24 protein-coding genes are annotated in these 25,069 nt (G+C 64.0%); 13 read left to right on the forward strand and 11 right to left on the reverse strand.

Annotated elements, in window-relative coordinates; genetic code table 11:
- The first annotated feature begins 3 nt into the window (after positions 1–3).
- The 3 genes from nirD to AC0NIL_RS13725 all read left to right on the forward strand — a co-directional run bounded on the left by nirD (position 4) and on the right by AC0NIL_RS13725 (position 3,566).
- Positions 4–333 (forward strand): nitrite reductase small subunit NirD, encoded by a 330-nt coding sequence (gene nirD / locus AC0NIL_RS13715; protein WP_224674961.1) that lies wholly within the window; start codon positions 4–6, stop codon positions 331–333.
- Positions 334–337: 4 nt separating this feature from the next.
- On the forward strand, positions 338–3,199 hold the full coding sequence (locus tag AC0NIL_RS13720; RefSeq protein ID WP_473572236.1) for a nitrate reductase: 2,862 nt from the start codon (positions 338–340) through the stop codon (positions 3,197–3,199).
- A gap of 100 nt (positions 3,200–3,299) precedes the next feature.
- The gene (locus tag AC0NIL_RS13725; RefSeq protein WP_024503962.1) at positions 3,300–3,566 is read left to right on the forward strand and encodes a BrnA antitoxin family protein; all 267 of its coding nucleotides are present in this window, start codon (positions 3,300–3,302) and stop codon (positions 3,564–3,566) included.
- A 17-nt stretch (positions 3,567–3,583) separates the two neighbouring features.
- On the opposite strand, the gene AC0NIL_RS13730 is transcribed toward AC0NIL_RS13725, so the two are convergent.
- The 9 genes from AC0NIL_RS13730 to AC0NIL_RS13770 form a co-directional block, all read right to left on the reverse strand.
- A complete protein-coding gene (locus AC0NIL_RS13730) occupies positions 3,584–3,940 on the reverse strand; it encodes a cupin domain-containing protein (protein ID WP_473572234.1) in 357 nt (118 codons plus the stop codon).
- Positions 3,941–3,995: 55 nt separating this feature from the next.
- Positions 3,996–5,378 carry an NAD(P)/FAD-dependent oxidoreductase gene (locus tag AC0NIL_RS13735; protein WP_473572233.1) on the reverse strand — a complete coding sequence of 461 codons (1,383 nt, stop codon included), beginning with the start codon at positions 5,376–5,378 and terminating at the stop codon, positions 3,996–3,998.
- A gap of 28 nt (positions 5,379–5,406) precedes the next feature.
- On the reverse strand, positions 5,407–6,516 hold the full coding sequence (locus AC0NIL_RS13740) for an ABC transporter ATP-binding protein (RefSeq protein WP_024503959.1): 1,110 nt from the start codon (positions 6,514–6,516) through the stop codon (positions 5,407–5,409).
- A gap of 1 nt (position 6,517) precedes the next feature.
- Entirely contained in the window at positions 6,518–7,306 is a 789-nt protein-coding gene (locus AC0NIL_RS13745; RefSeq protein WP_027160917.1) for an ABC transporter permease, read from the reverse strand.
- Positions 7,303–8,211, reverse strand: a complete 909-nt coding sequence (locus AC0NIL_RS13750; protein ID WP_473572232.1) for an ABC transporter permease — start codon at positions 8,209–8,211, stop codon at positions 7,303–7,305. Before AC0NIL_RS13750 ends, AC0NIL_RS13745 begins: the two co-directional genes overlap by 4 nt.
- A 24-nt stretch (positions 8,212–8,235) precedes the next feature.
- Complete coding sequence (locus AC0NIL_RS13755) at positions 8,236–9,315, reverse strand: extracellular solute-binding protein (RefSeq protein WP_023809407.1); 1,080 nt, start codon at positions 9,313–9,315, stop codon at positions 8,236–8,238.
- 3 nt (positions 9,316–9,318) lie between these two features.
- Positions 9,319–10,011: a helix-turn-helix domain-containing protein gene (locus AC0NIL_RS13760; protein ID WP_024503956.1), complete on the reverse strand. Its 693-nt coding sequence runs from the start codon at positions 10,009–10,011 to the stop codon at positions 9,319–9,321.
- Positions 10,012–10,144: 133 nt separating this feature from the next.
- Complete coding sequence (locus AC0NIL_RS13765) at positions 10,145–11,239, reverse strand: ROK family transcriptional regulator (protein WP_013530471.1); 1,095 nt, start codon at positions 11,237–11,239, stop codon at positions 10,145–10,147.
- Between the two features lie 57 nt (positions 11,240–11,296).
- Complete coding sequence (locus AC0NIL_RS13770) at positions 11,297–11,947, reverse strand: SGNH/GDSL hydrolase family protein (protein WP_064992538.1); 651 nt, start codon at positions 11,945–11,947, stop codon at positions 11,297–11,299.
- Positions 11,948–12,300: 353 nt separating this feature from the next.
- Here AC0NIL_RS13770 and AC0NIL_RS13775 point away from each other — a divergent pair, with 353 nt between their 5' ends.
- From AC0NIL_RS13775 to AC0NIL_RS13795, 5 genes are all read left to right on the forward strand, one after another.
- On the forward strand, positions 12,301–13,347 hold the full coding sequence (locus AC0NIL_RS13775) for a substrate-binding domain-containing protein (RefSeq protein WP_395316698.1): 1,047 nt from the start codon (positions 12,301–12,303) through the stop codon (positions 13,345–13,347).
- Between the two features lie 81 nt (positions 13,348–13,428).
- A complete protein-coding gene (locus AC0NIL_RS13780; RefSeq protein ID WP_473572230.1) occupies positions 13,429–14,940 on the forward strand; it encodes a sugar ABC transporter ATP-binding protein in 1,512 nt (503 codons plus the stop codon).
- Positions 14,941–14,949: 9 nt separating this feature from the next.
- Entirely contained in the window at positions 14,950–15,912 is a 963-nt protein-coding gene (locus AC0NIL_RS13785) for an ABC transporter permease (protein WP_013530475.1), read from the forward strand.
- Between the two features lie 3 nt (positions 15,913–15,915).
- Complete coding sequence (locus AC0NIL_RS13790) at positions 15,916–16,869, forward strand: ABC transporter permease (protein ID WP_013530476.1); 954 nt, start codon at positions 15,916–15,918, stop codon at positions 16,867–16,869.
- Positions 16,870–16,959: 90 nt separating this feature from the next.
- The gene (locus AC0NIL_RS13795) at positions 16,960–17,643 is read left to right on the forward strand and encodes an SGNH/GDSL hydrolase family protein (RefSeq protein ID WP_473572228.1); all 684 of its coding nucleotides are present in this window, start codon (positions 16,960–16,962) and stop codon (positions 17,641–17,643) included.
- A 147-nt stretch (positions 17,644–17,790) separates the two neighbouring features.
- Here AC0NIL_RS13795 and AC0NIL_RS13800 read toward each other — a convergent pair whose 3' ends face one another.
- Together AC0NIL_RS13800 and AC0NIL_RS13805 are read right to left on the reverse strand one after the other, a co-directional pair.
- The gene (locus tag AC0NIL_RS13800) at positions 17,791–18,159 is read right to left on the reverse strand and encodes a hypothetical protein (RefSeq protein WP_275952528.1); all 369 of its coding nucleotides are present in this window, start codon (positions 18,157–18,159) and stop codon (positions 17,791–17,793) included.
- A gap of 105 nt (positions 18,160–18,264) precedes the next feature.
- Positions 18,265–19,368: a histidinol-phosphate transaminase gene (locus tag AC0NIL_RS13805; protein WP_473572226.1), complete on the reverse strand. Its 1,104-nt coding sequence runs from the start codon at positions 19,366–19,368 to the stop codon at positions 18,265–18,267.
- A 130-nt stretch (positions 19,369–19,498) separates the two neighbouring features.
- On the opposite strand from AC0NIL_RS13805, the gene AC0NIL_RS13810 reads away from it, so the two are divergent.
- The 5 genes from AC0NIL_RS13810 to AC0NIL_RS13830 all read left to right on the forward strand — a co-directional run bounded on the left by AC0NIL_RS13810 (position 19,499) and on the right by AC0NIL_RS13830 (position 24,935).
- Positions 19,499–20,272 (forward strand): SDR family NAD(P)-dependent oxidoreductase, encoded by a 774-nt coding sequence (locus AC0NIL_RS13810; protein WP_275952530.1) that lies wholly within the window; start codon positions 19,499–19,501, stop codon positions 20,270–20,272.
- 207 nt (positions 20,273–20,479) lie between these two features.
- Positions 20,480–21,802, forward strand: coding sequence for a histidinol dehydrogenase (gene hisD, locus AC0NIL_RS13815; RefSeq protein ID WP_024503949.1), 1,323 nt, complete (start codon positions 20,480–20,482; stop codon positions 21,800–21,802).
- Between the two features lie 15 nt (positions 21,803–21,817).
- Positions 21,818–22,843, forward strand: a complete 1,026-nt coding sequence (locus tag AC0NIL_RS13820; protein WP_275952532.1) for a zinc-dependent alcohol dehydrogenase — start codon at positions 21,818–21,820, stop codon at positions 22,841–22,843.
- A 32-nt stretch (positions 22,844–22,875) separates the two neighbouring features.
- Positions 22,876–23,607, forward strand: a complete 732-nt coding sequence (gene hutC / locus AC0NIL_RS13825; RefSeq protein WP_027160906.1) for a histidine utilization repressor — start codon at positions 22,876–22,878, stop codon at positions 23,605–23,607.
- Between the two features lie 29 nt (positions 23,608–23,636).
- Positions 23,637–24,935 carry a hypothetical protein gene (locus AC0NIL_RS13830; protein ID WP_473572449.1) on the forward strand — a complete coding sequence of 433 codons (1,299 nt, stop codon included), beginning with the start codon at positions 23,637–23,639 and terminating at the stop codon, positions 24,933–24,935.
- The last annotated feature ends 134 nt before the right edge of the window (positions 24,936–25,069 follow it).

The raw sequence follows: 25,069 nt of genomic DNA on the forward strand, positions 1-25,069 counted from the left end.
GGGATGAACTGGATATCGATAGGCTCTCTCTCCGACATCCCTCGCCGCGGCGCGCGCTGCGTCGCCACGCCGGAAGGAAAAATCGCGGTCTTCCGCACCCAGGACGATCAGGTCTACGCCATCGACGATCGTTGCCCGCACAGAGGCGGACCGCTCAGCCAGGGCATCGTGCACGGCACGGCGGTGACCTGTCCCTTGCACAACTGGGTGATTTCGCTGGAAACGGGCAAGGCGCTCGGCGCCGACGAGGGCGCGGTGCGCACCATTCCGGTGCGGATCGAAGGCGAGCATCTGTTCATTGCGCTGGAAGCGCTGGCCAGCCGCGCGGCCTGACCCCATGGAGATCGATGAAGCGCGCGAGGTGAGGACCACCTGCCCCTATTGCGGGGTGGGCTGCGGCGTGCTGGCGAAGGTCGCCGCGGACGGGCAAGTGTCCGTGCGCGGCGACCCCGACCACCCGGCCAATTTCGGCCGGCTCTGCTCCAAGGGCTCGGCACTGGCCGAGACCATCGATCTCGACGGCAGGCTGCTTCATCCGGAGATCCACGGCCGCCGCGCCGGCTGGGACGAGGCGCTCGACCTCGTCGCCTCGACCTTCTCGCAAACCATTGCCGAGCACGGGCCCGATGCGGTCGCCTTCTATGTCTCCGGCCAGTTGCTGACCGAGGACTACTACGTCGCCAACAAGCTGATGAAGGGCTTTGTCGGCTCCGCCAACATCGACACCAATTCGCGCCTGTGCATGGCCTCTTCGGTCGCCGGCCACCGCCGCGCTTTCGGCTCCGACACCGTGCCCGGAACCTATGATGATCTGGAGCTTGCCGACCTGATCGTGCTGGTCGGCTCCAATCTCGCCTGGTGTCATCCGGTGCTCTACCAGCGCATCGCGGCGGCCCGGGAAAAGCGGCCGGAGATGAAAGTCGTTCTGGTCGACCCGCGCCGCACCATGACCGCTGACATTGCCGATATGCATCTGGCGATCGCGCCCGATGGCGACGTCGCTTTGTTCACCGGGCTGCTCGCCTATCTCGGCCGGCACAACGCGCTCGACCGCGCCTACATCACGACGCACACGACCGGCTTCGGGCAAGCGCTTTTCGCCGCATCGGCGCTCGACCTGGTCGGCGTCGCCGCCGCCACGGGCCTGAGCGAGGACGAGCTTGACCGGTTCTACAGCCTGTTCGCGGCGACCTCCAAGACCGTGACCGTCTACAGCCAAGGGGTGAACCAGTCGTCTTCGGGCACCGACAAGGTCAATGCCATCATCAACTGCCATTTGGCCACCGGCCGCATCGGCAAGCCAGGGGCAGGGCCGTTTTCGGTGACCGGCCAGCCCAACGCCATGGGCGGGCGCGAGGTCGGCGGCATGGCCAACATGCTGGCTGCCCATATGGAGATCGAAAACCCCGATCATCGCGACCGCGTGCAGCGCTTCTGGAACGCGCCGGCCGTTGCCGGAAAGCCCGGCCTGAAGGCAGTCGAGATGTTCAAGGCGGTTGCCGACGGGCACATCAAAGCGCTGTGGATCATGGCCACCAACCCGGTCGATTCGATGCCGGACGCCGATGCCGTCGAAGCGGCGATCAAGGCGTGCCCGTTCGTGGTGGTGTCGGACGTGCTGGCCCGGACCGATACCGTCCGCCACGCCCATGTCCGGCTGCCCGCCGCCGCCTGGGGCGAGAAGGATGGCACCGTCACCAATTCCGAACGCCGTGTGTCGCGCCAGCGCGCTTTTTTGCGCGTGCCCGGAGATGCGCTGCCTGACTGGCGGATTATTGCCGAGGTGGGCAAACGGATGGGGTTTGGTGAGGCGTTTTCCTACGCGTCGCCGGCGGAGGTGTTTGCCGAGCATGCCGCGCTGTCGGGTTTCGAGAATGATGGTGCGCGGGATTTCGACATCGGGGCTTATGCCGAGGTTGATGCGGAGGGATATGAGGCGCTTGAGCCGTTCCAATGGCCAGCGCCGAGCCAAGGCGCTCCCCTCTGGCCTGCCGGCCATCTCCCCCTCAAGGGGGGAGATCGGCTGTCATGGCCGTCTTCGCCAATTCACAACGTCGCAAAGCGAAAGCAGTCGGCGAAGCTGCCAATCTCCCCCCTTGAGGGGGAGATGGCCGGCAGGCCAGAGGGGGGCGCTCAAGCTGGAGGTTGGCCAGAAGGGGTCGGCACGACTGGGCTCCAGGCTCGCTTCTTCGCCAACGGCAACTTCTTCACACCCGACCGCAAGGCGCGCTTCATCGCCATCCGTCCCACCACGGAAATCCGCACCAGCCCCGATTATCCGCTGATCCTCAACACCGGCCGGATCCGCGACCATTGGCACACCATGACGCGGACGGGGAAAAGCCCGCGTTTGTCGCAGCATATCGCCGAGCCCTTCGTCGAGATCCACCCGGCGGATGCGCAGCGCTTCGGCATCGGTGACGCCGACATAGCGCGCGTTTCCAGCCCGCGCGGTGATGTGCTGGTGCGCGCGCTGGTGACGGCGCGCCAGCGCCAGGGCAGCCTGTTTGCGCCGATGCACTGGACCGATCAGTTCTCGGCAAAGGGCCGGCTCGACACGCTGACCGCGCCGCTGACCGATCCCATTTCCGGTCAGCCGGCGCTGAAACATGTCGCCGCCCGTATCGAGAAATTCGCGGCCAAGGCCTTCGGCTTCGCGGTGACGCGGCGCAGGCCTGAGCCCGATACCGCGGCCTACTGGGCCGTGGCCAAATGCAAGGGCGGCTGGCGGGTCGAACTTGCCTTTGCCGAAGACGACATCGACTGGGCCGGCTTTGCCGGATCACTGTTCGGCGCGCCAGTGGGCGCCGAAATCCTCGCCTATCATGACCGCGACGCCGGCCAGCACCGCATCGCCGCCTTCGACGGCGACCAACTGTCAGGCGCCTTGTTCGTCGCGCCCGGCCCGGTCGCCGTGTCGCGCGGCTGGGCGGCGGAACAGTTGAGTGTCGATCATGTCGACCGGCGCGACAGGCTGGCGATCGTGGCCGGGCGGCCGGGCGGGATCGACGTCGATCGCGGCGCCATCGTCTGCTCCTGCTTCGGCGTTGGCGCCAACCAGATCGCGGAAGCGGTACGCCGCGGCTGCGGCAGCGTTGCGGCAATCGGCGCGGCCCTGAATGCCGGCACGAATTGCGGCTCCTGCCGCGCCGAGATCAGGGTCATCATCGACGCACAGAGCCTCCAAGCAGCCGAGTGATCGTCCTGACCAAAAGGGGCCTGCGCGACGGTGCTGGTTGGGCTATGGTGGCTCAGGCGTGCTACGTCGCGCACGAATCATCCTCAGTCAGGGTCATCCAATGGCAAATCCTCCGCGCCGACCGACAAATCCGATGGCGGCCGCCGAGGCGGCTTTCAAGCCGGTGAAGAAGCCGGCTGCCCCGGTCCGAGAGCCCACGGCCGCTCCAGGCGTCAGGGAGCTTGTTTCGATCCGAATCGACCGCGCCGTGCTGGACCATTTCCAGGAGGATGGACCCGGCTGGCAGGACCGCATCAACGACGCCTTGCGGCGTGTGATAGAAGGCAAGCCGATCGTTACCGGGGGTGATCGTTCAGACGACGAGTAGCGGCTGTTCCAGCCGGCTCACGCTTCGAAGTGCAGGATGTAGAGCTTCCGCGTCTTCTCGTGGATCGTCCATTCGCCTTTCCAGCCTTTCGGCAGCACCAGCATTTCGCCCGGACCAACGTCCTCGCTGCGGCCATCGGGACCATGCAGCGAGACCCGGCCTGACACGATGTGGCAGGTTTCGGAATTGGTCTCGCGCGAGGCGGTGAAGCGGCCCGGCGTGCACTCCCAGACGCCGACTTCCAGCATGCCGTTCGGCGAGGTCCACAGCGTCTTCGAGGCTTCGAACTGATCGCCGCTGATCGAGGTCGGCTTGGGCTCGGGCTCGCCGAGATCGATGGAGGCGAGGTGGGCGAAGGTCTGGAAGTCGGTCATGGCAGTCTCCGGGCAGGCACTGAAAATGCAGAAAGTTTTGGGATCGCTCCGAGGCTCAATGCCCGGTGATCCGGTCGGCGATTGCGGCCAGTTTCGACGTGTGCTGGAGGCCAGCTTCCTCGCGCTCGTCGGCGACGCGATAGAGCTGATACATCGAGTGGACGCCGAGCCAGCGCATCGGCTCGGGCTCCCATTTGCTGACCTGGCGGTTGACCCAGGGCAGGCGGGTCAGTTCGGTGTCGCGGCGCAGGATAAGGTCGCGCAGCGTGCGGCCCGACAGGTTGGAGCTCGACACGCCGAGCCCGACATAGCCGCCGGCCCAGCCGATGCCGGTTTGCGGATCGAGCCCTGCTGTCGTGCACCAGTCGCGCGGCACGCCGAGCACGCCGCACCAGGCGTGGTCGATGCGAAGCCTGGCTGTCTGCGGCAGCAGCCGGGTGAGGATGGCGTGCAGGCTTTCGATCGTCGCCTGCTGCGTCTGGCCGCGTACATCCGTTTGCGAGCCGTAGCGATAGGGTACGCCGCGTCCGCCCATGGTGATGCGGCCTTCCCTTGTGCGCTGCGCATAGCAATAGGCGTGCGCGGAGTCGCCCAGAAGCTCATGGCCCTCCCAGCCGATCTCGTCCCACAGTGATTGCGGCAGCGGCTCGGTGATGATCTGCGCGCTGTTGAGCGGCAGCCAGAGCCGTTCATTGCCTGGTATGCCGGCCGTGAACCCTTCCGTGGCACGGATGATGATCGGCGCGCGCACGGTGCCGCGGTTCGTCGTGACCTTGCCCTTCTCGATGCCGGTCACGGTGGTCTGCTCGTAGATCGGCACACCGAGCCGCTCGACGGCTTCGGACAGGCCGCGCACCAGCTTGGCCGGCTGCACACGCGCGGTGCCGTGGTGGATATAACCGCCAAGCACATTCCTGATGTTGATGCGGGCCTTGGCCTCTGCCTGGCCGATCAGGCTGACACGCTCGCTCGGCACGCTCCAGCCGATCGCATCGGCATAGGCGGCGTTGATCCGTTCGAGCTGCGGCGGGTTGGTCGCCACCGTCAGATTGTCGACGCGGCGGATGTCGGCATCGATGCCTTCGGCTTCGGTCACCTTGATCACTTCGTCGACCGTGCCATGCATGGCCGTTTCCATGTCGATGACAGCGCCGCGCGTCGAGGTCTGCAGATATTTCTCGCGCGACCAGCTGAAGCCGCCGGACAACCAGCCGCCATTGCGGCCCGACGCGCCGAAGCCGGCGAACTCCCGCTCGACGATGGCGATGCGGATCGATGGATCGGCCTTCTTCAGGTAATAAGCGGTCCACAGGCCGGTGTAGCCGGCGCCGACGATGCAGACATCGGCTTCGAGATCGCCCGGAAGCGGCGCGCGATAGGGCGGCAGGCCGATGTCGGCATACCAGAACGAGACGTTGCCGTTGACTTTGGCGTCCATGTCTAAAAATCCTGCGGGGAAAGAGCGATCAGGTCATCGTCATGTCGGCGCGGTCGTCGTCGGCAAGAAGTTTTGCATCGACGACCGACCAGCGCAGATCGACCGTGTCACCAATCGAGAACGGTGTGGCTTCCAGCGACGCGCGTACGATGGCGACCGAGCCGTCGCGCAACGTCACCTGGTATTTCGAGCCGGAGCCCAGATAGATCGCCTCGCTGACTTGACCGGTGAGGCTGTTCTGCCCGGCGGCGGGAGGCGTGTTGGTGCCGGCAAGCGAAAGCTTCTCCGGCCGCAGCAGGACCACCGGTTTGCTGCCGCTGGCGAGCTTGCCGTTGGCCACGATCTTCTGGCCGGCGATCGTCAGGCTGGTTTCGTTTCCGGACGTCAGGGCGGTGCCACGCAAACTGGTCGATTCGCCGATGAACTTGGCCACGAACAGGGTCGTCGGCTCGTCGTAGAGCTGGCGGCCGGTTCCGACCTGTTCGATGCGGCCCTGATTGAAGACGGCGATGCGGTCGGACAGGACCAGCGCTTCTTCTTGGTCGTGCGTCACATAGACGAAGGTGGTGCCGAGTTCGCGGTGGATGCGCTTGATCTCCAGCTGCAGCCATTCGCGCAGTTTCTTGTCGAGCGCGCCGAGCGGTTCGTCCATCAACAGCAGCGGCGGATCGAAGACGATGGCGCGCGCCAGCGCCACGCGCTGCTGCTGGCCGCCGGAAAGTTCGGAGGGATAGCGATGCGCGAAGTCGGCCATCTTGACCATGTCCAGCGCGCGCACGACGAGACGGTCGCGCGCCTGCTTGTCCATGCCGCGCAAGGTGAGGGGATAGGCGACGTTCTTGCCGACCGTCATATGCGGAAACAGCGCGTAGTGCTGGAAGACAACGCCGATGTTGCGCTTGTGCGCCGGCAGGGCGACGATGCTTTTGCCGCCAACGGCGAGGTCGCCGGAGGTGAGGTCGGTGAAGCCCGCCACGACGTTGAGCGTCGTGGTCTTGCCCGAGCCGCTGGGGCCGAGCAGCGTCATGAACTCGCCCGGCTCGATATGCAGGCTGACATCGTCGAGTGCGGTGAAATTGCCGTAGCGCTTGGTTGCGCCCTTGATGTCGATGGCCGCGCCGCGTTTCCTCGCAGTCATCTCAACTCCTCGTCGATTTCGAGCTGATGATCAGCCCGGCGCTGATGATCAGCGTCGTGGCAATGAAGATGATGGTTCCGACGGCCGTCACCGTCGGATCGGCGTCGCGGGTGATGCTGGTGAAGATCTGCACCGGCAAGGTCTTCAGGTAGGGACTGGTGATGAACAGCGCGACGATGATCTCATCGAAGGAGGTGACGAAGGCAAACAAAAGCCCGGACAGGATGCCGGGCGCGATCAGCGGCAAGGTCACGGTGCGGAACGTGGTGAAGCGGTTGGCGCCGAGGCTTGCCGCCGCCGTCTCCAGCCGCGCGTCGAAGACTTCGAGGCTTGCCGACACGGCGATGATGACGAAGGGGATCGCCAGCATCGTATGTGCGATGACGAAGCCGGTGGTGGTGCCGACGAGCTGGTAGTCGAGATAGACGGCGTAGATGCCGATGGCCAGCACCACGCCGGGCACGATCATCGGCGTGATCAGGATGGCGCGCAGCAGGCCGGCGCCGGAATGTTTCATGCGGCTGAGGCCGAGCGACGCCAGCGTGCCGATCAGCGTGGCGGCGACGGCGACGAGGCCCGCGACCCTCAGCGAATTGAAGAAGCTCGACAGCCAATCGGGGTTGGTGAAGAAATTCTCGTACCATTGCCAGGAGAAACCGGACGGCGGGAAAGCGAGCGACTTCTTCTCGTTGAATGACATCGGGATGATGACCAGCGTCGGCATCACCAGCCAGACGGCGACCAGCAGGCAGAACAGACCGAGCAGAAGGCGGGATGGTGCCAGTCTCATGATCTGGACACCTGCTTGTGGCGCTGGCGCATCAGCGGGGCGGCGAGCGCCAGAAGCACGAAGGTCGCGACCAGCAGCACGACGCCCATGGCGCCGCCGCGGCCCCAGTTGAGCAGGCTGAGCACCTGGCTCTGCACCAGCGTCGACAGCATGGTGCTGCGCGGGCCGCCGAGCAGGGCAGGCGTGATGTAGAAGCCGAGCGACAGGATGAAGACGATGATGGCGCCGGCGAAAACGCCGGGCAGCGACAGCGGCAGATAGATTTGCAGGAAGGCGCGTGCCGGGCGCGCACCAAGGCTGCGCGCCGCCTGCACGAGGCGCAGATCGATGCCGCGCATGACCGAATAGAGCGGCAGGATCATGAACGGCAGCAGCACCTGCGCCATGCCGATGACGACGCCGGTCTGCGTGCGGATCAGCTTCACGCCGTCAAAGCCGAGCAGCCTGATGACCGAATTGATGATGCCGGAATCCTGCAGCAGGATGACCCAGGCCAGGGTGCGCACCACGCCGCTGACCCAGAACGGCACCAAAACGCACAGGATGAGGACCAGCCGCAGGCGCGGTCCGACCGCCGTCATGAGATAGGCATAGGGGTAGGCGGCGATGACGCAAACGATGGTGACCCAGGCTGCGATGGAAAAGGTGCGCCACAGGACGGTGACGTTCACCGGGGTGGAAAAGAACCAGACATAGTTCTGCAAGCCCCAAGATGGGTCCGAGAAGCTGCGCAGCGTGACGGTCAGTAAGGGATAGCCCATCGCGGCGATGAGCAAAGCCAAGGCGGGCATCGCCAGCAGCGAAGGATAGGCAGCAAGGTGCGGGCGCCGCTGCGGCGCCCGCACGGCACCTGGCGGCCGAGGATGATCACCCCCGGCCGTCGGCGTATGCGATGTCTGGCTCACGCCGTCACCTCAGCGGTAGCCGGCTCAGTTGCCGGCCATCAGCGCTGTCCACTTGTCGGACGCGGCGGCGAAGTTGGCGACCCAGAACTTGATGTTCTGCTGATAGCCGAGCTTGGCGTGGTCCGGCGTGTTGGTCAGAAAGGCGGCGACGGATGCGTCGACCTTCGGCTGTGCCTCGTTGTTGATCGGCGAGTAGGAGGTCTGCTCGGTCAGGATCTCCTGCGACTTCTTGCCGAGATAGGCGTTGATCAGCGCGTAGGAAGCGTCGGTGTCCTTGGCGCCGACCGGGATGGTCAGCTGATCCATGACGACCAGCCAGTCCTTCCAAACCGGCGTATAGGCAGCGCCATTCTTGACCGCCGTCATGGCGCGGCCGGTCCACATGATGATCATGTCGGCCTCGCCGGATTCGGCGAGCTGCTGGGATTCTGCGCCCGTCTTCCAGAAGATCGTGTCGGGACCGATCGCCTTGATCTTGGCGATGCCCTTGTCGATGTCGGCCGGCGTCATGGCGTCGACCTTGCCGCCGTCTGCCAGGATGGCCTGTTCGATCAGGCCGCCGAGCGGGCTGCCGCTGCCGTCGATGGCGCGGGTGCCGGGAAATTTCGCGGTGTCGAAGAAGTCCTTCCAGTCCTTCGGCGGATTGTCCTTGTACGTGTCGTTCTTGTACATCAGGACCATGCCGTAGTTCATCGCCGGCACGCTGCACTCGCCGACCTGTCCGGGCGGGATGTGCGAGATGTCGAGCTTGGTCAAATCCAGCTTCTGGAACAGTTTTCCGCAATGCACGAAGGGCGGAAAATCGTCCGTATCGACGACATCCCAGGTCACATTGCCTGATTCGACCTGCGCCTGAAGCTTGGCGATTTCGGTCGGCCCATCGTTCAAAAGCTTGACGCCGCTCTTGTCGACGAATTCCTTGAGGGCGGCGACCTGGCCGTCCTGGTAGATGCCGCCATAGGAGACGAAGGTCAGCGTCTTTCCCTTCAGCGAGCCGTCCACCACGGTCCCGGCCGGCGGCGCGTTCTGCGCGTGAGCGGCGGCCGCAAGCAAGGCCAGTGCGGCGGCGCCGACGAACCCGGCCAATCTTGATCTGCTTCCCATTTTCTAACCCTCCGATGGCTCGCTGTTTGATTTTGGTAGGCCGGGCGCGAGCGTTTTCCGGGCTACATATTGGTCGAGGTCGACGGCGCCGCTGGTCGGCGGCGCAATGATCCACAGCACTTCGGCCACCGTATCGCCGACATTGATCGTCCGGTGGGGCGTCGAGGTCGAATATTCGATGCTATCGCCCTCTTCGAGGGTGAAGCTCTCCTCGCCGAGCGTCAGTTGCACGCGTCCGCGCAGCACGAGGAACATCTCGCTCGCGTTGCCGTGCGTGTAGGGCACGTCGCCGGTCGAGCCGCCGACGGCGAACTCGCCGCAATAGACTTCCATCTCGCGGATCGGCCGGCGCGACAGCAGCGTCTTGCGGTAGCCTTCGCTGGTCGGCAGCGCCGGCCGCTCGCTGCGTGTCAGCACCGCGTGCGGCGACACTTCGCATTCGTCGAAAAGATCGGCGAGGCTGATGCCGAGTGCATTGGCAATCAGCATCAGCGTGCTGGTGTTGGCGCCGGAAAGGCCGCGCTCGAGCTGGCTCAGGAAACTGGCGGTGGTGCCGATCATGTCGCCGAGCTGGCGCAGCGTCAGGCGCCGCGTCGTGCGATAGGCCTTGATCCGATCGCCCAATACCGTCGAGCGGCGCGCTTCGGCGCTGGTCGCGGCATTGTCGTTGAGTGCGTGATCCGCAGCGATTTTCATGGCGATCTCAGGGTTCACTTAACATGCTATTAAGTGGGGCGTCCTGGCAAGCGGATTCGCCTGGTCACCTGAAAATCATCGATGGACCTGCAGAGGGGCATGATCGGCCGACCGGCAACTCGGTTCAGCTCGATCACTGGATCATGAAGCGCGAACTGAATGGCAGGCTTGCCGCGCCGACGGCCTTCGGGCTGATGGTGACGCGCGCCGGCAGCGCTTCGATGCCGGGGAATTCCCGGCCGATGTCGTCGCACAAGGCCTCGGCAATCTTTTGCGGCGCATAGCTGGACAGGACGACCGTCCTGAACTCGACAAACTGGGTCAGCGCGGAGATCGACGCTTTCAAGCGGTCGGAACACTCGCCCAGCCATGCGCTGTAGGCCTCGCCCAGATCGGGCCACTCAGGGCTGCTGCTCCAGATGATTTCGGACGGGCGCCCGCGCATGGCCAGTTCGCTCTCCAGGCGCATCAGGCCGTGATCGAAGCTGGCGCTGGAGTTTCCCTTGTAGATCTGGTGGTTGAGGATGAGCCTGCTCTGCAGCCGTGCTCCGAGATAGAAGAACAGATAATCGTTGAGCGGCTTTGCGACGCCGAACATGCTCTCGCCGCCGGCCGCAGCGGTGATGTCGTTCTGCACGAAAACCGGCAGCTTGATCTGTTCCTCGATTTCAGCCTGCAAGGCCTTGAGCGAGGTGCTCGATCCGTTGCGGGTTGCAGCCATCGTGTCGACATCGTCGGGAACCGCCAGGCCGATGCCGGCAACCCGGCTGCGCGCCTCGACCGGCAGGCTGGTCATGGCTTGCCCGATCGCGCCGAACAGATCGCTGCTTTGCGGAAACGGATTGGCTTCATCCGCCGGCAACTGCGTGTGGAAGCGCACCGTGCCGATAAAGTCGATAAGCGCGATGTCGATCCTGCGCCGGCTGAAGCCGACGCCAACCGCATAGGCGCCCTCCGGGTTGAGCGAAAGCGGGATCGTCGGCGGCCCGACGCGGCCGCGCTGCGCCTCGCCCTGCGAGACCAGGCCTTCCTGCTCGAGCGAGCGAACGATGACCGAAGCCGTCTGCGCCGACAGGCCGGTCTTCTCGCCGATTTCCATCCGCGAAATGCCTTCGTTCTGAAGCAGCAGGGATAACACCAGCCGCTCGTTGTAGCTGCGGACGCTCAATGCATTCAGCCCGCTCGCACGATCGGCGATGCGCAAGGGATTGGGTGGTGCGAATCTCATGTCAGGCAAAGGTCGCCCCGTCGGTAAGAGCGCGTTGCCTGGCGGCGGTATGGTTGCTCATGTCGAGCGGCTCCAGCCGATGGCATCGACCGCGCGGGCGAGCGCGGCGCCCAGCAATCTGTGCGCCTCGGCATCGATGTGAAAGCCGTCCGCCTCGCTGCACGACACCACCGAGCCGGCATCGAAAAAGTGCAGTTCGAGCGAGTCCGCCAGAACTTCGAATTCGAGCGCCAGCAGGCGCGATTTCTCGGGTGCGCCGGCGAAGATGGACTTCCATTCCTTGACGTCGTCCTGCATCGGCGGCGGCGCCACGATCATGATCTCGGGCGTCGAGCCGCCCGGACCTGGCGCCAGCTCCTTGATGTCGTAGACGAGGCAGCCGATGCCCATCGCCACTTCCGACGGCGGCTTGTTGAAGCGGATCTTCAGATCGTTGGTGCCGAGCATAATGATGACGAGGTCGAGCGTCGCATGGCTCTGCAGGCAAGGACGAAGATAGGTTCGGCCGTTCTTGTGGGCGCCCTCGATCGGGTCGTCATGGACAGTGGTTCGGCCGCTCAATCCTTCCTCGATGACATACCAGTCAGGGCCCAGCTGAGAACGCAATATGCCCGGCCAGCGTTCACCCGGACCATAGCGCTCGAGCGGCCCCCTGCCGGGGATCTGGCCGTGCGTGTTGGAGTCGCCGTAGCACAAGACTGATCGCATGTTTTTCCCGCCGGGACAGACTGCGCGCCGAAGCCGGCGAGCGCCATTCATGATGGATAGTGGAGCGGTGAAAGGCAAGCAAGGGAATAGTCATTCAACCTGACTAACTATTGACAGGGCGAATCCGCTGTGCTTCTAAGGTGCCCGGAGGAGTTCTCGACCGTCATCATCGTCCAGCAGAAGTTGGGCTTCGACACGCATGTGTTCGGGGGCGGGAGAATTGCGCGCATCGGTCGGTTTGTGACGGGGGCATGCATTGGGAGAGCGTCTCGTGGCCATACGAATTTGTAGGCCGGAGCAACCACAAGGAGGAGTGTTCAATGTTAGGATTGCTGAAAACCGTCGGCCTGGGGATGCTCGTTGCGTCCACGCTTGCCGTGACGTCCCTGGCGCATGCGCAAGACGTCAAGCTGATGGACGGCGTGGCGCCGCGCCCCGACGACACGCGCATGACCGCCGCCGGTGCGTTCAAGAAGGACCCGCCCTGGGTCATCGGCATGAGCGACTTCGGTGTCAACGCAAACACCTGGACGGTGCAGGTGGCGCATGAGGCGGAGAACGCCGCGGCCAAGGACAAGCGCATCTCGAAATTCATCCTGCTCGATGCCGGCTTCGACCAGAAGAAGCAGGTGGCCGATATCGAGGACCTGATCGCACAGCATGTCGACGCCATCATCGTTCAACCGGTGACCAGCACGTCGGCCAATGCCAGCATCGCCAAGGCGGTCGCCGCCGGCATCCCGGTCATCCTTCACACCGGGCGTATCGATTCCGACGCCTACACCACCGAAATCCAGGGCGGCGCCGAGCACTTCGGCAAGGTCATGGGCGACTGGCTGGTGAAGACCGTCGGCGACAACGGCAAGATCTGGGTCCTGCGTGGCCTGGCCGGCCATCCGGAAGACACCAACCGCTATAACGGCCTCCTGGAATCGCTCAAGGGCACGCATGTGCAGATCATTGCCGAGGAGCATGGCGACTGGCAGTACGACAAGGCCAAGAAGCTGTGCGAGACGCTCTATCTGAACAATCCGCAGGTCGACGGCATCTGGTCGTCCGGCGCCGACATGACGCGCGCCTGCGTCGATGTCTTCAAGCAGTTCGGCACACCCATTCCGCCGATTTCGGGCGAGGGAAACAATGGCTATTTCGGCCAGTGGATTACGGATGGGTTCAAGTCGATCTCTCCGGAATACAGTCCCGCCCAGGGCGCTGCCGGCGTGCGCGCTGCCGTTGCCCTTCTGGAAGGCAAGCAGCTCTACAAGCGCTATGTCTACAATCCCGACGGATGGGACCAGGACAAGGCCAAGAAATACTATCGCGACGACCTGACCGCCAATGTCTGGTGGCCAAGCGAACTGCCGGAAGACAAGCTCAAGGAATACTACGGCAAGAAGTGACGGCGCCGTGGCTGGCGGGGAGTGGACAAACATTCCCCGCAGGCCGTTCCATGTGTTGAATCCGGTTCGTTCGAGGGTTTCGTGACCAATCTTGTCGAGATGTCCCACATTTCGAAGGCGTTCGGAGGGAGCAAGGCGCTCCACTCCGTTTCCCTCGACCTCAAGGCGGGCAGCGTCCACGCCCTGATGGGCGAGAACGGTGCCGGCAAATCGACGTTGATGAAGATTCTGGCGGGCGTGCATCAGCCCGATTCCGGCGAGATCTTCATGAGCGGCGAGAAGCTCGATCTGAAGTCGCCGCGCGCCGCGCTCGATGCCGGCATTTCGACCGTTTTCCAGGAGCATTCGCTGCTGCCCAATCTGTCGATCGCCGAGAACATGTTCCTCGGCCGGGAGCCGACGACCCGGTTCGGCTCGATTGACTATCCCGCGATGAAAAGCCAGACCGCCAGGGCGCTTGGCGAACTCGGCCTCACGCTCGACCCGTCGCAACTCGTTTCCAGCCTGACGATCGCCGAGCGGCAATTCGTCGAGATCGCGCATTGCATCCAGGCCGACGCCAGCGTGCTCATCCTCGATGAGCCGACGGCGGCTCTCAACGCGGCCGATGTCGATGTGCTCAACCGCAACATCCGCCGGCTGCGCGACAAGGGAAAAGCCATCGTCTACATCTCGCATCGCATGGAGGAGATCTTCGAGTTGTGCGACACGGTGACGGTGCTGAAGGATGGCGCACTGGTCGGCACCAGGACGGTGTCCGAGATCACCACCGACGAACTCATCGCCATGATGGTCGGACGCGAACTCCAGGACCTTTTTCCCGATCATACGGGCGATGTAGGCGATGAGATCCTGCGCGTCGAAAACCTCAAGATCACCGAGACATCGCAGCCGCTGTCGCTGACTTTGCACAAGGGCGAGATCGTCGCCCTGGCCGGGCTGGAAGGGCAGGGCCAGCAGCGCTTCCTGCGATCGCTGATTGGCCGCTACCATCCCTTCGCCGGGACGATTTCCATCAACGGCAAGGCGCTGAAGATGCCGCTCCCGGCGTCGGCGGGCGTTCGGTATTTGCAGCAGCTGAAGGTCGGCTTCGTTCCCGAGGACCGCAAGGAAGAGGGGCTCTTCCTCGCTTTGCCGATCGCCCACAACATCGCCATCGGATTGCATTCGAGGCGCCCTGAACTTGCGCCGGCGCGGCCATATCGAAACGTCATCGCCCGCATGATGGAGGTCATGAACATAAAGGCGGCGGGCCTGTCGGCTGCGGTCGGTTCGCTGTCGGGCGGCAACCAGCAAAAGGTTCTGCTCGGCCGCTACCTTGCCGCCGATCTCGATCTTCTGCTGGTCGAAGAGCCGACGCGCGGCGTCGACATCGGCGCCAAGTCCGAGATCTACCATCTTCTGCGGGACTTCACCGCGAAGGGCGGCGCGGTGCTGGTGCTCTCGCGCGAGACGATCGAGCTGATCGGGCTCTGCGACCGCATCTACGTCGTCCATCACGACACGATCGTGGCCGAAATGCCGGCAGCGCAGGCGAGCGAACACAAGATTCTCGACGCGGCCCTCATGGGCGGCCCCACGCGCCAGCATTAGGGGCCTGCCATGGTTCGTTCGGTTTTCAACATCCTGAATGGCCGGAACACGCGGCAGGGCCTGTGGGGCCTGCCGCTGCTGGTCGCGTTGCTCATTTCGCTGTGGCTGACTGTCGAGACGACGCAGTTCGCCACGGCCGAAAACCTCTTCAACCTGGTTGCCCAGGCGATGCCGCTGATCATCGCGGCGATCGGACAGCTCGTCGTCGTGCTCATCGGCGGGCTCGACCTGTCGGTCGGCTCGGTCATCAGCTTCACCACCGCGGTGCTGGCGCTCGACCAGCCAGCGATTGTGTTGATCCCGGCGGTCTTCGTGCTGGCGGCAGTCATCGGGCTGATCAACGGTCTGGCGATCACCCGTTTCAACGTCCATCCGATCATCGCGACGCTGTCGACGCAGTACATCGTGCTCGGCATCACGCGCATCCTGCGGCCCGTCTCCGGCGGCACGGTGCCGGAGATCGTCATCGATGCCGTCTCGGGCAGTTTCCTCGGCATTCCCTATCCGGTTTTCTGGGGCATCGTCGTGATCCTGGCAGCGTGGAAACTGCTCTACGGATCCCGGTATGGGCTGCATCTGTTTGCGATCGGCGGCGGCATCGCGTCCGGCGCCGAGAGTGCTGCCCGCAATTTCGGCGTCTCCGACCGCCGCAACATCATCCTCGCCTATGTGATCTGTTCCTGTTTCGCAGCCGTTGCCGGTGTCTTCCTGGCCGGGCGCATCGTGTCGGGCGATCCGAATGTCGGGCTGCTTTTCGAACTCGATACCGTCACCGCCGTGGCGCTTGGAGGCACCCAGCTTTCCGGTGGCATAGGCAGCCTGCACGGCACCGTGATCGGCGCGCTGGTCATGGCGCTGCTGGCCAATGGCATGAACCTCGCCAACGTCTCGCCGTTTGTCCAGACCGCGATCAAGGGCGGCATCCTGCTGGCGGTGGTCGGGCTGCAATCCCGCAAGAAGATGGGGCTCTGAAAGATGGCTGCCGTTCTCGCAAATCCGATCGCCCGGCGCCTGCTGCGCATACCGCCGTCCTATTTTGTCTTCCTCGTGCTGCTGGCCACGCTGTGGGTCGCACGGCCGAACATGCTCAACCTCAACATCATGGGTATCTTCGTCAGGCAGATCGTCCCGCTCGGCATCCTGGTTCTGGGGCAGCTCGTCGTCATGCGGGTGAAGTCGATCGACCTTTCCGGCGGCGGCATCATCCTGCTCATCAACTATTTCATTTCGTCGGGCACTTTCCCCGGCGCGTCGATGCCTTTCTTCGTCGTGCTGGCGCTCGGTACCGGCCTCGTCATCGGCCTGTTCAACGGCTTCATGATAGGGAGCCGGCGGGTGTCGGCGGTCATCGTCACGCTGGCGGTCAGCATCATCCTGGTCGGGCTGGTGCAGTTCCTATCGAGCGGCAATCCGCCCGGCGATGTGCCGAAGCTGTTCAACGACCTCTACAACACGAAATTCCTGTCGGTTCCGACGCCGGTGCTGTTCTGGGTCCTGCTGACCGCTTTGGTGTGGCTGCTGCTGTCGCGGACCGTCTTTGGCCGCTACGTCGCCTCGGTCGGGGAGAATGCCGAAGCCGCGCATTTTTCCGGCGTGCCGGTCCAGCGCACGGTGATCCTTGCGCACACGCTCGCCGGCCTGATCGCGGCGATCGCGGCCCTGGTACAGACCGGTTCGATCGCCGTCGGCAGCGTCCGTGTCGGCCTCGACCTGCCGATCCTGGCGGTCGCGGCAACGATCCTCGGCGGCGTCGTCTTCGGTCGCGGCGACGGTGGCGTCTGGGGACCTTTCTTCGGGGCGTTGTGCTTTGCGCTGCTGTTCGTGGTGATGACCGTGCTCGGCATCGACGAGCCCGGCAAGCTTATCGCGCAGGGCGTCATCATCCTGGGTGCCGCGATCTTCTACGGAGTGCGGGTGCGAAACCCCTGACCTGAGACGGCGAAAAGCAAGCCGACCGGCGTTCGCCGGGACCGACAAATCCACGCGTTCAGACAATTGCAAACAGATGGAGAAACATGGATGTCACCGCCAAAAAACATCATGTGCTACGGCGACTCGCTGACCTGGGGCTGGGTTCCGGTCAAGGAGGGGTCGCCGACCTACCGCTACCCCTATGACCAGCGCTGGACCGGTGTGATGGCGGCGGCGCTGGGAGGGGGCTACCACATCATCGAGGAAGGCCTGAGCGCGCGCACGACATGTCTCGACGACCCCAACGATCCGCGCCTGAACGGGGCGAACTACCTGCCCTCGGCCATCGCCAGCCATCTGCCGCTGGACCTCGTCATCGTCATGCTCGGCACCAACGACACCAAGTCCTATTTCCGCCGGACGCCTTATGAGATCGCCAATGGAATGGCGAAACTGGTCGGCCAGATCCTGACCAGTGCCGGCGGCATCGGCACCCCTTATCCGGCGCCGAAGGCGCTGGTCATTGCGCCGCCGCCGCTGACCCCGATGCCCGATCCATGGTTCGAGGGCATGTTCGGCGGCGGCCACGAAAAATCCAGGGACCTGGCCAGGCAGTACAAGGCGATGGCGGATTTCATGAAGATCGATTTCCTCAATGCCGGCGATTTCGTCACCACGGACGGTGTCGACGGCATCCATTTCACCGCCGCAAACAACGCCGATCTGGGGCGCGCGATCGCCGACAAGGTCAAGTCGATCCTCGAGCCGGGCCAGGTCAGCACCGCCGCTTGAAGCCGCCACGCCCGTCGGCTTGCGGCACACAGGCCTACGGCGCAGGTGTGTCGCAGGTTCCTCCGGCGATGCACATCGATGCGGGGCCGAACGATGCGTTTGGCCCCGCGTTGATATGGCGCCTGGCGCCGGCAGATGTGCGTCGATCTAGGGGCTTGGCCTCGGAACATCATCGGCCGATGCTTTGGTTTGACGATCGAAGACGACCGCCAGGCCGTTCTTGACGGCAAGTGCGGCGACCATGTCGTCGAGCTCGCGATCGGGAATGGCGGGTTTGAGGACCTGCCGGATGGCCCGATAGGCCTGCTCGGTCGACACATAGTCATAGCGCTTTTTACGCGCTTCCACATATTGCTCGATGAGAATGCCCAATCGGCGGGCGGCTATGTCATCTGGCTGCTGCAAGGGAGCCTCCTCAAGCGTCGATCGTTTGCAGACCCCTCGGATGTAAAAACCCACGCTGCGAAAGTTAAGGCCTGCGGCTGGTCCGAAGCCAAATAAATACGCTGTGGTCATCGACGATCCGCACGGCAGCCAAGCCAAGCGTCGGTCAAAGCCTTGGGCGAAATAGGGCGGCAGCGATCGGCTCCCAAGCGCGGAGCGATCCGCCCAGACGTGCATTCACAACAGCGCCGACAGAGCGGCCATGAAGTGGTCGTTTTCCGAAGTCGAGCCGATGCTGACACGCACATAGGTGTCAAAGCCCTGCTGCTTCCAAGGTTTGACGATGACCCCTTGCCGCAGCAGGCCTTCGACGAAGACGGAGGCATCTTGCCGGCAGTTGAAGAACAGGAAATTGCCTCTGGAGGCGGCGACGTCGAGGCCCTTGCTCGCCAGGAAAGTCTCGACGCGTTTTCTCTCCGCCCTGGCCAGAGCTACGACCCTGGCGAGGTGTTCGTCATCGGCCAGCGCCGCGAATGCTGCGGCCTGGGCCATGCCGTTGGCGTTGAAAGGCGTGCGGACGCGGTCCAGCAGCGCGCGCAGCTCCGGGTCGCCGACGATGCCGAAGCCGATCCGCAATCCGGCCAGGCCGAACGCCTTGGAAAAGGTCCGAAGCACGATCCAGGGCCGGTCGAGCTTTCCCAGATAGGGCAGGGATGACGCATAGTCGTCGCCCTTGGCATATTCGGCATAGGCTTCGTCGATGACGATCAGCGTCTCGTCGCTCGTCGCATCCAGAACCCTCGACAGATCGCCGCCGGAGAGCCAGCTGCCGACCGGGTTCATCGGGTTCGAGAACAGCAGCATGCGCGGCCGTTCGCGCACCGCCTCGACCAGCGCATCGACATTGATGGTCAGATCGTCGTTGACGACAACGCGCTTGACGGTAGCGCCCATCAACGTCGTGTAGTCCTCATGCAGCGGAAACGACGGATAGAGCGTGACGACGGCGTCGCCCGGCCGCAACACGGCGCGGCTGATGACGGAGAGAAGATCTTCGGAACCATTGCCGAGGATAATCTGGTCCTCGGCGACGGCATATTTGTCGCCGATCGCCTGGCGCAGCTTGCGCCCGGCAGGGTCCGGATAGAGGCGGAACATCTCGGAGCCGGCATGCATCGTCGTGGCGAGGGTCGGGCTGGGCCCGAGCGGGTTTTCGTTCGAGCCCAGTTTGGCGATTCTGGCCGGTGCGTATCGTTTCCGCACCTCGTCAATGGTCAGTCCGGAATTGTAGGGCGACAGGCGGTTGACTTCGGTGCGGACCATATCCGAGGCTTTCGACACGGGCTGGCTCCTCTGCGGTGGATTTCGTCATCCGTACCGCAGCTGAAATGCTTTGTATATGCTTGTATATGTAAGCTGACCTGATAGTCTCTACGCCGAAGCGGAAACCGACACCGACCAGGAGGATCATATGCGCAACGCTTCTCTCTTCGATCTCTCCGGCAGGAAGGCGCTTGTCACCGGCGCCAGCCGTGGCATCGGGCGCAGCATCGCCGAAGCGCTGAGCGCTGCCGGCGCCGACGTCGCGGTCACGGCGCGCAGCCTGGCCGCGCTGGAGCACACGACGGTCGCCATCCGCGCGGCCGGTGGGGTGGCGCATGCCGTCGCTCTCGACGTCACCGATGTCGGCCGCTGCCGCGCAGCCACCAACGAGGCTGCCAGCCTGCTTGGTGGTCTCGACATTCTCGTCAACAATGCCGGGACGGAGGAGGTGCGGCCCTCGCTCGATGTCGACGAGGCGCTGTGGGACAGGATCGTCGACACGAATCTGAAGGGAGCGTTCTTCTGCGCCCAGGCCGCCGCGCGGCAGATGCGCGACGCCGGCCGTCCCGGCACCATCATCAACCTGTGCTCGCTGACGTCGGAAGTCGGAATCCCAACCGCGGTGCCGTATGGCTCGTCGAAGTCCGGCCTGCTCGGCATGACGCGGGCGCTTGCGGCCGAGTGGGCGGAGCTTGGCATAAGGGTCAACGCCATCGCGCCGGGCTATTTCAGGACGGCGATGACGGACGTTTTTTACAACAACGAGGCATGGCAGCACTCCATGCTGGCCAAGATCCCGCAGCGGCGTTTCGGTGATCTCTCCGATCTGCATGGCATCGCCGTGTTCCTCGCTTCGGATGCGGCGGCCTACATAACCGGCCAGTCCATTCCGGTCGATGGCGGCTTTCTCGCCTCGATCTGATGAGGCAGGTTTATCTCGGTAGTTTCGACGGGAAGGATGATGGAAAAATCGCTGGCGACCATCACATAGACATGTATATACTTTTGGCCGAGTGAAGCCTCTCGACGGCTTTGATCCTTGTTCAGGGTCGACCTGTCGGCCCGCAGCATATGGCCGGCCTGCGCCAGCCGTCATTGCGTTCCAAGAGTTCCAGGAGAACGAGCAGCCATGTCCGACATCAGCTTCCACGATTTGTCATCCATCGATGCCGACCAGCGCGCCAGTCTGCTGAAGCGCGCCGAGGCCGATCTGACGGTCTTCGTCGAGAAGGTCCGGCCGATCATCCAGGCCGTCAAGGACGAAGGCGACGCCGCCTTGATCCGCTTCGCCAGGGAACTCGACAAGGCCAATGTCGCCGAGGGCGAGCTGCAGGTGTCGGAAGCCGAGTTCGACGCGGCGTTCGACAAGGTGGAAAAGGACGTCGTCGAGAGCATCCAGTTCGGCATCGACAACATCAGGCATTTCCATGAGGAGCAGAAGCCGGAAACGATGTGGCTCAAGGAAGTCCGGCCGGGCGCCTATGCCGGCGACCGGTACACGCCGATCGCTTCCGTTGCGCTCTACGTGCCGCGCGGCAAGGGTGCTTTCCCATCGGTGACGATGATGACGTCGGTGCCGGCGGTGATTGCCGGCGTGCCGCAAATCGCCATCGTGACGCCGCCGACATCGGATGGTTCGGTGGACGCGGCAACGTTGGTCGCCGCACGCCTCGCCGGCGTCGGAACCGTCTACAAATGCGGCGGCGCTCAGGCAGTTGCCGCCGTCGCCTACGGCACGGAGACGGTGAAGCCCGCGCTCAAGATCGTCGGCCCCGGCAGCCCCTGGGTGGTGGCGGCCAAGAGCGTGCTGTCGTCGGTCATCAACACAGGCCTTCCGGCCGGGCCGTCCGAAGCGATCATCTTTGCCGATGACAGCGTCGACGGCGGGCTTGCTGCGCTCGACCTGTTGATCGAAGCCGAGCACGGGCCGGATTCTTCGGCCTATCTGGTGACGCACAGCCGCAAGGTCGCCGAAGCCGCATTGGCTGCAATCCCGGAGCACTGGTCGCGGATGACCGAGCAGCGTGTCGAGTTTTCACGCGCGGTGCTGACCGGCAAGCGCGGTGGCATCGTGCTGACCGCGTCGCTGGAAGACAGCTACCGCTTCATCAACGACTATGCGCCCGAACATCTCGAGATCCTGTCGAAGGAGCCGTTCGCGCATCTCGGGCGCATCACCGAGGCGGCTGAAATCCTGATGGGGCCGCACACGCCGGTGACGCTGGCCAATTTCGTGCTTGGACCCAATGCGGTGCTGCCGACCAGCCGTTGGGCGCGGACCTACGGGCCGCTTTCGGTGACGGATTTCGTCAAGCGCTCGTCGGTCGGCTATGTCACCTCGGTGGCCTATCCGGAACTCGCTCTGCACGCCCGCAGGCTCGCCCGCTACGAGGGCTTCAGCTCGCATGAGAACGCGGTCTCGGAGATCCGCGACCGCTATCTTGCCGGCTGAGCGGAACCGATCGAGATGAAGGCGGCACGACTTTACGGGCCCGGCGATCTGCGCGTCGAGGACATCGCGACGCCGGGCGCGCCGGATGCAGGCTGGGTGAAGCTCAGGGTCGATGCCGCCGGCATCTGCGGTTCGGACCTGCATAATTTCCGCACGGGACAGTGGATAAGCCGGTCGCCTTCGACGGCCGGCCATGAGCTGACCGGCACGGTGACCGCCACCGGCGAGGGCGTCGACGCCTTCGCTATCGGTGACAGGGTTGTCGCCGATTCCCGCTTCTGGTGCGGAGACTGCGCGCAATGCCAAGCCGGCAGGCATCATCTCTGCGCGTCACTGGGCTTCGTCGGAGAGGTCTGCGACGGCGGTTTTGCCGAACAGGCGGTGCTGCCTGCACGGCTTTTGCATATCATCGGTGCCGGGCTCGACGAGCGGGTCGCGGCAATGGCCGAGCCGCTGGCGGTGGCGCTGCACGCGGTGCGGCGCCTGCCGAAAACGACAGGCTCCGTGCTGGTCGTCGGCTGCGGGCCTATCGGCGGTCTTGCCGCCCTGCTGTTGTCGCGGACCTTCGCCGGCACCGTGCTGATCGCCGACCGCAACCAGAGCCGCTGCGCCCGGGTGGCGCGGGTGACGGGTGCCCGGATCGTCGATCTGAGCCGGGACGCCGTTGCCGCCGCAACTGCCAATGCCCCGCTGCTCGCGGCCATCGAGGCGACCGGCAGCGTCGCGGCGCTCAATCAGATGCTCGGCGTTCTCGATCCCGGCGGTACGATCGCCATGGTCGGCATCTTCCACGGCCGCCTCGACATTGATCCCAATACGCTGGTCGAACGCGAAATCGGGTTGCTGGGATGCCATGCCTTTGCCGACGAACTGCCCGAGGCCGTGCGGATGCTGGGTGAATTGAGCGAACCGCTGCTGGCGCTGATCGACCAGGAGATCGGCCTGGATGACATTCCGGCTGCCTATGAGCGGCTGTTGGCGGGGCGCAGCGACGGCTTGAAAACAATCATCCGCATGCGGCAACCTGTCGAGCAGTCGTGATTTCCGATGAATCGCCGGAAAGGACTTTTGAAATGATCACTTTGCCCGACACCGCCAGCCCTCTTTACGAGAAGGTGAAGGACTACATCCTGGCAAACATCGGAACGGGCCGGTGGGGCAAAGATCGCAAGCTGCCGTCCGAGAATGAGTTGGTCGCTTCACTCGGCGTCTCGCGGATGACGGTTCACCGGGCACTCAGAGAATTGACCTCGGCCGGGTTTCTGATCCGCCTGCAAGGTGTGGGGACCTTCATCGCGCCGCCTAGGCCACAGTCGACGCTGATCGAGATCAACAACATCGCAGCCGAGATCGTCGAGCGCGGCAACAGACATCGTTCCGAAGTCCTCGTCCTCGAAACCATCATGCCGACAAAAGAGCTGGCGCTGTCGTTCGAATTTCCAAAGCGCGTCTCGATCTATCATTCCGTCGTCGTCAATTTCGAGAACGATCTGCCGGTGCAACTCGAAGAGCGCTTCGTCAATCCGAGCCTTATCCCCGACTATGACAAGCAGGATTTTTCGAAGACGGCGACCTATGACTACCTCATGCAGAAAACCCCGGTGACCGAGGTCGAGCATATCATTTCCGCCGTCCCGGCGGATGCCGAGACGGCGCGGCATCTGGGCATCGATGTCGGCGCCTGCTGCCTTTTCCTGCACCGCCGGACATGGACGGGTGCGGTGGTGGCGACGATCAGCAAGCTGACTTATGCCGGCAGCCGCTACTCGCTCGGCAGCCGCTATTCCCCTTCAAAAAGCAGCTGACGGAAGCAGGTCGAATGCAAGAGCGACAGATGACGCCGGCGCCGAGCCGCACGGCGCGGATCCGGGCACTCGCGCAGCATGATGTTGCCGAAGCACAAAGCGCGCTGGCGGCATTGCTGGGCGACCTGTTCGCGATGCGCCCCCGCGATGTCCGCATCAACTTCGATAAATACAGCCTCAATTCGTTGAACGGCTTCTTCGAGGACGACGGCAAGGCCTACTTCTTCAAGTTCCATCAGGAGGAGCGGGAAGAGGCGATGACGGGCGAGTATTACCGCGCCGAGATTCTGTCGCGCGCCGGCCTGCCGGTTGATCAACCCGTGCATATGTCGGCCCAACCGGGCGAGCAGATCCTTGTCTATCGGCGGCGCACGGATCCGAGGTTTTCGGATGTGCTGTTCGCGCTGGATGCGCAGGACGATGCCGGCAAACGGCGAGAAGCCGTTCTTGCCGAGCGCGACCTGTCGGCCAGGCTGCTCAAGGTCTATCTCGAAACGCTGCATCCGGTAGCCGTCGAGGAGGTGGCGGCGGAACCGATCCACAGGCCGTTTCATGAGCGGCTGATCGATGCCGAGACACGCTTGTCGCCAGGCGGCCGGCTGGCCGATTTCTATGTCGGCAAGCCGTTCGTCTTTCCCGGTGCCGAGCTGGATTGGGATCGGTTTTCCCGGCTGAAATTCGTCATCAACGGCCAGCAGTACACCGACAGCGTCGGTGAGCTTTTCGATGCCGCCGCAGTGCGCTTGCGGCCGGACCGGCTTGCCGATGCAGGCGGCGTGGTCGCGCATGGCGACGCCCACAACGCCAATGTCTGGTACACGGCGAAGGCGGGGAGGGCGGAGCTGTCCTTCTTCGATCCCGCCTTTGCCGGCTCGCATATCCCCACGCTGCTGGCGGAGGTGAAGGCGACGTTCCACAACATCTTCGCCCACCCGTTCTGGCTCTATGATCCGGCGACCGCGACCGAGGCTTTTCGCGCCCATGCGCGGCTGGACGGAAACCTGCTCCATGTCGACACGGACTGGGACCTGAGCCCCGTCCGCCGCGACCTGCTGGAGGTCAAGGCCACAGCGCTGTGGCGGCCATTGCTGCTTGAGCTCAAACGGCGCGGCATGCTGCCGGCCGATTGGCGCGCGGTGCTCCGGGCCGGTCTCTTCCTGTCGCCGACGCTGGTCATGAACCTGCGCACCGGCGTGCGCAGCCACACGCCGGTTTCTTCCCTTATTGCCTTTTCGGTGGCGGTCATGGTCGGCAGCGAACCTGTCGCCGGAACCGATCGGGTGACCGATTTTCTAGACCGGATCGATCCCGGAGAGCGTAAAAATTGAGTCTTTCCAACTTGTATATGCATGTATGTATTTTAGCCTTGACATCCGCTCCCGCTGACGCTGAAATATCCGCGCACTTCACCATGAAGTGGCAGGTAAGACGCCGAGGCACAGTGCCGCAAGAGCAGAAACCC

It is taken from the genome of Mesorhizobium sp. WSM1343, from assembly GCF_055901535.1.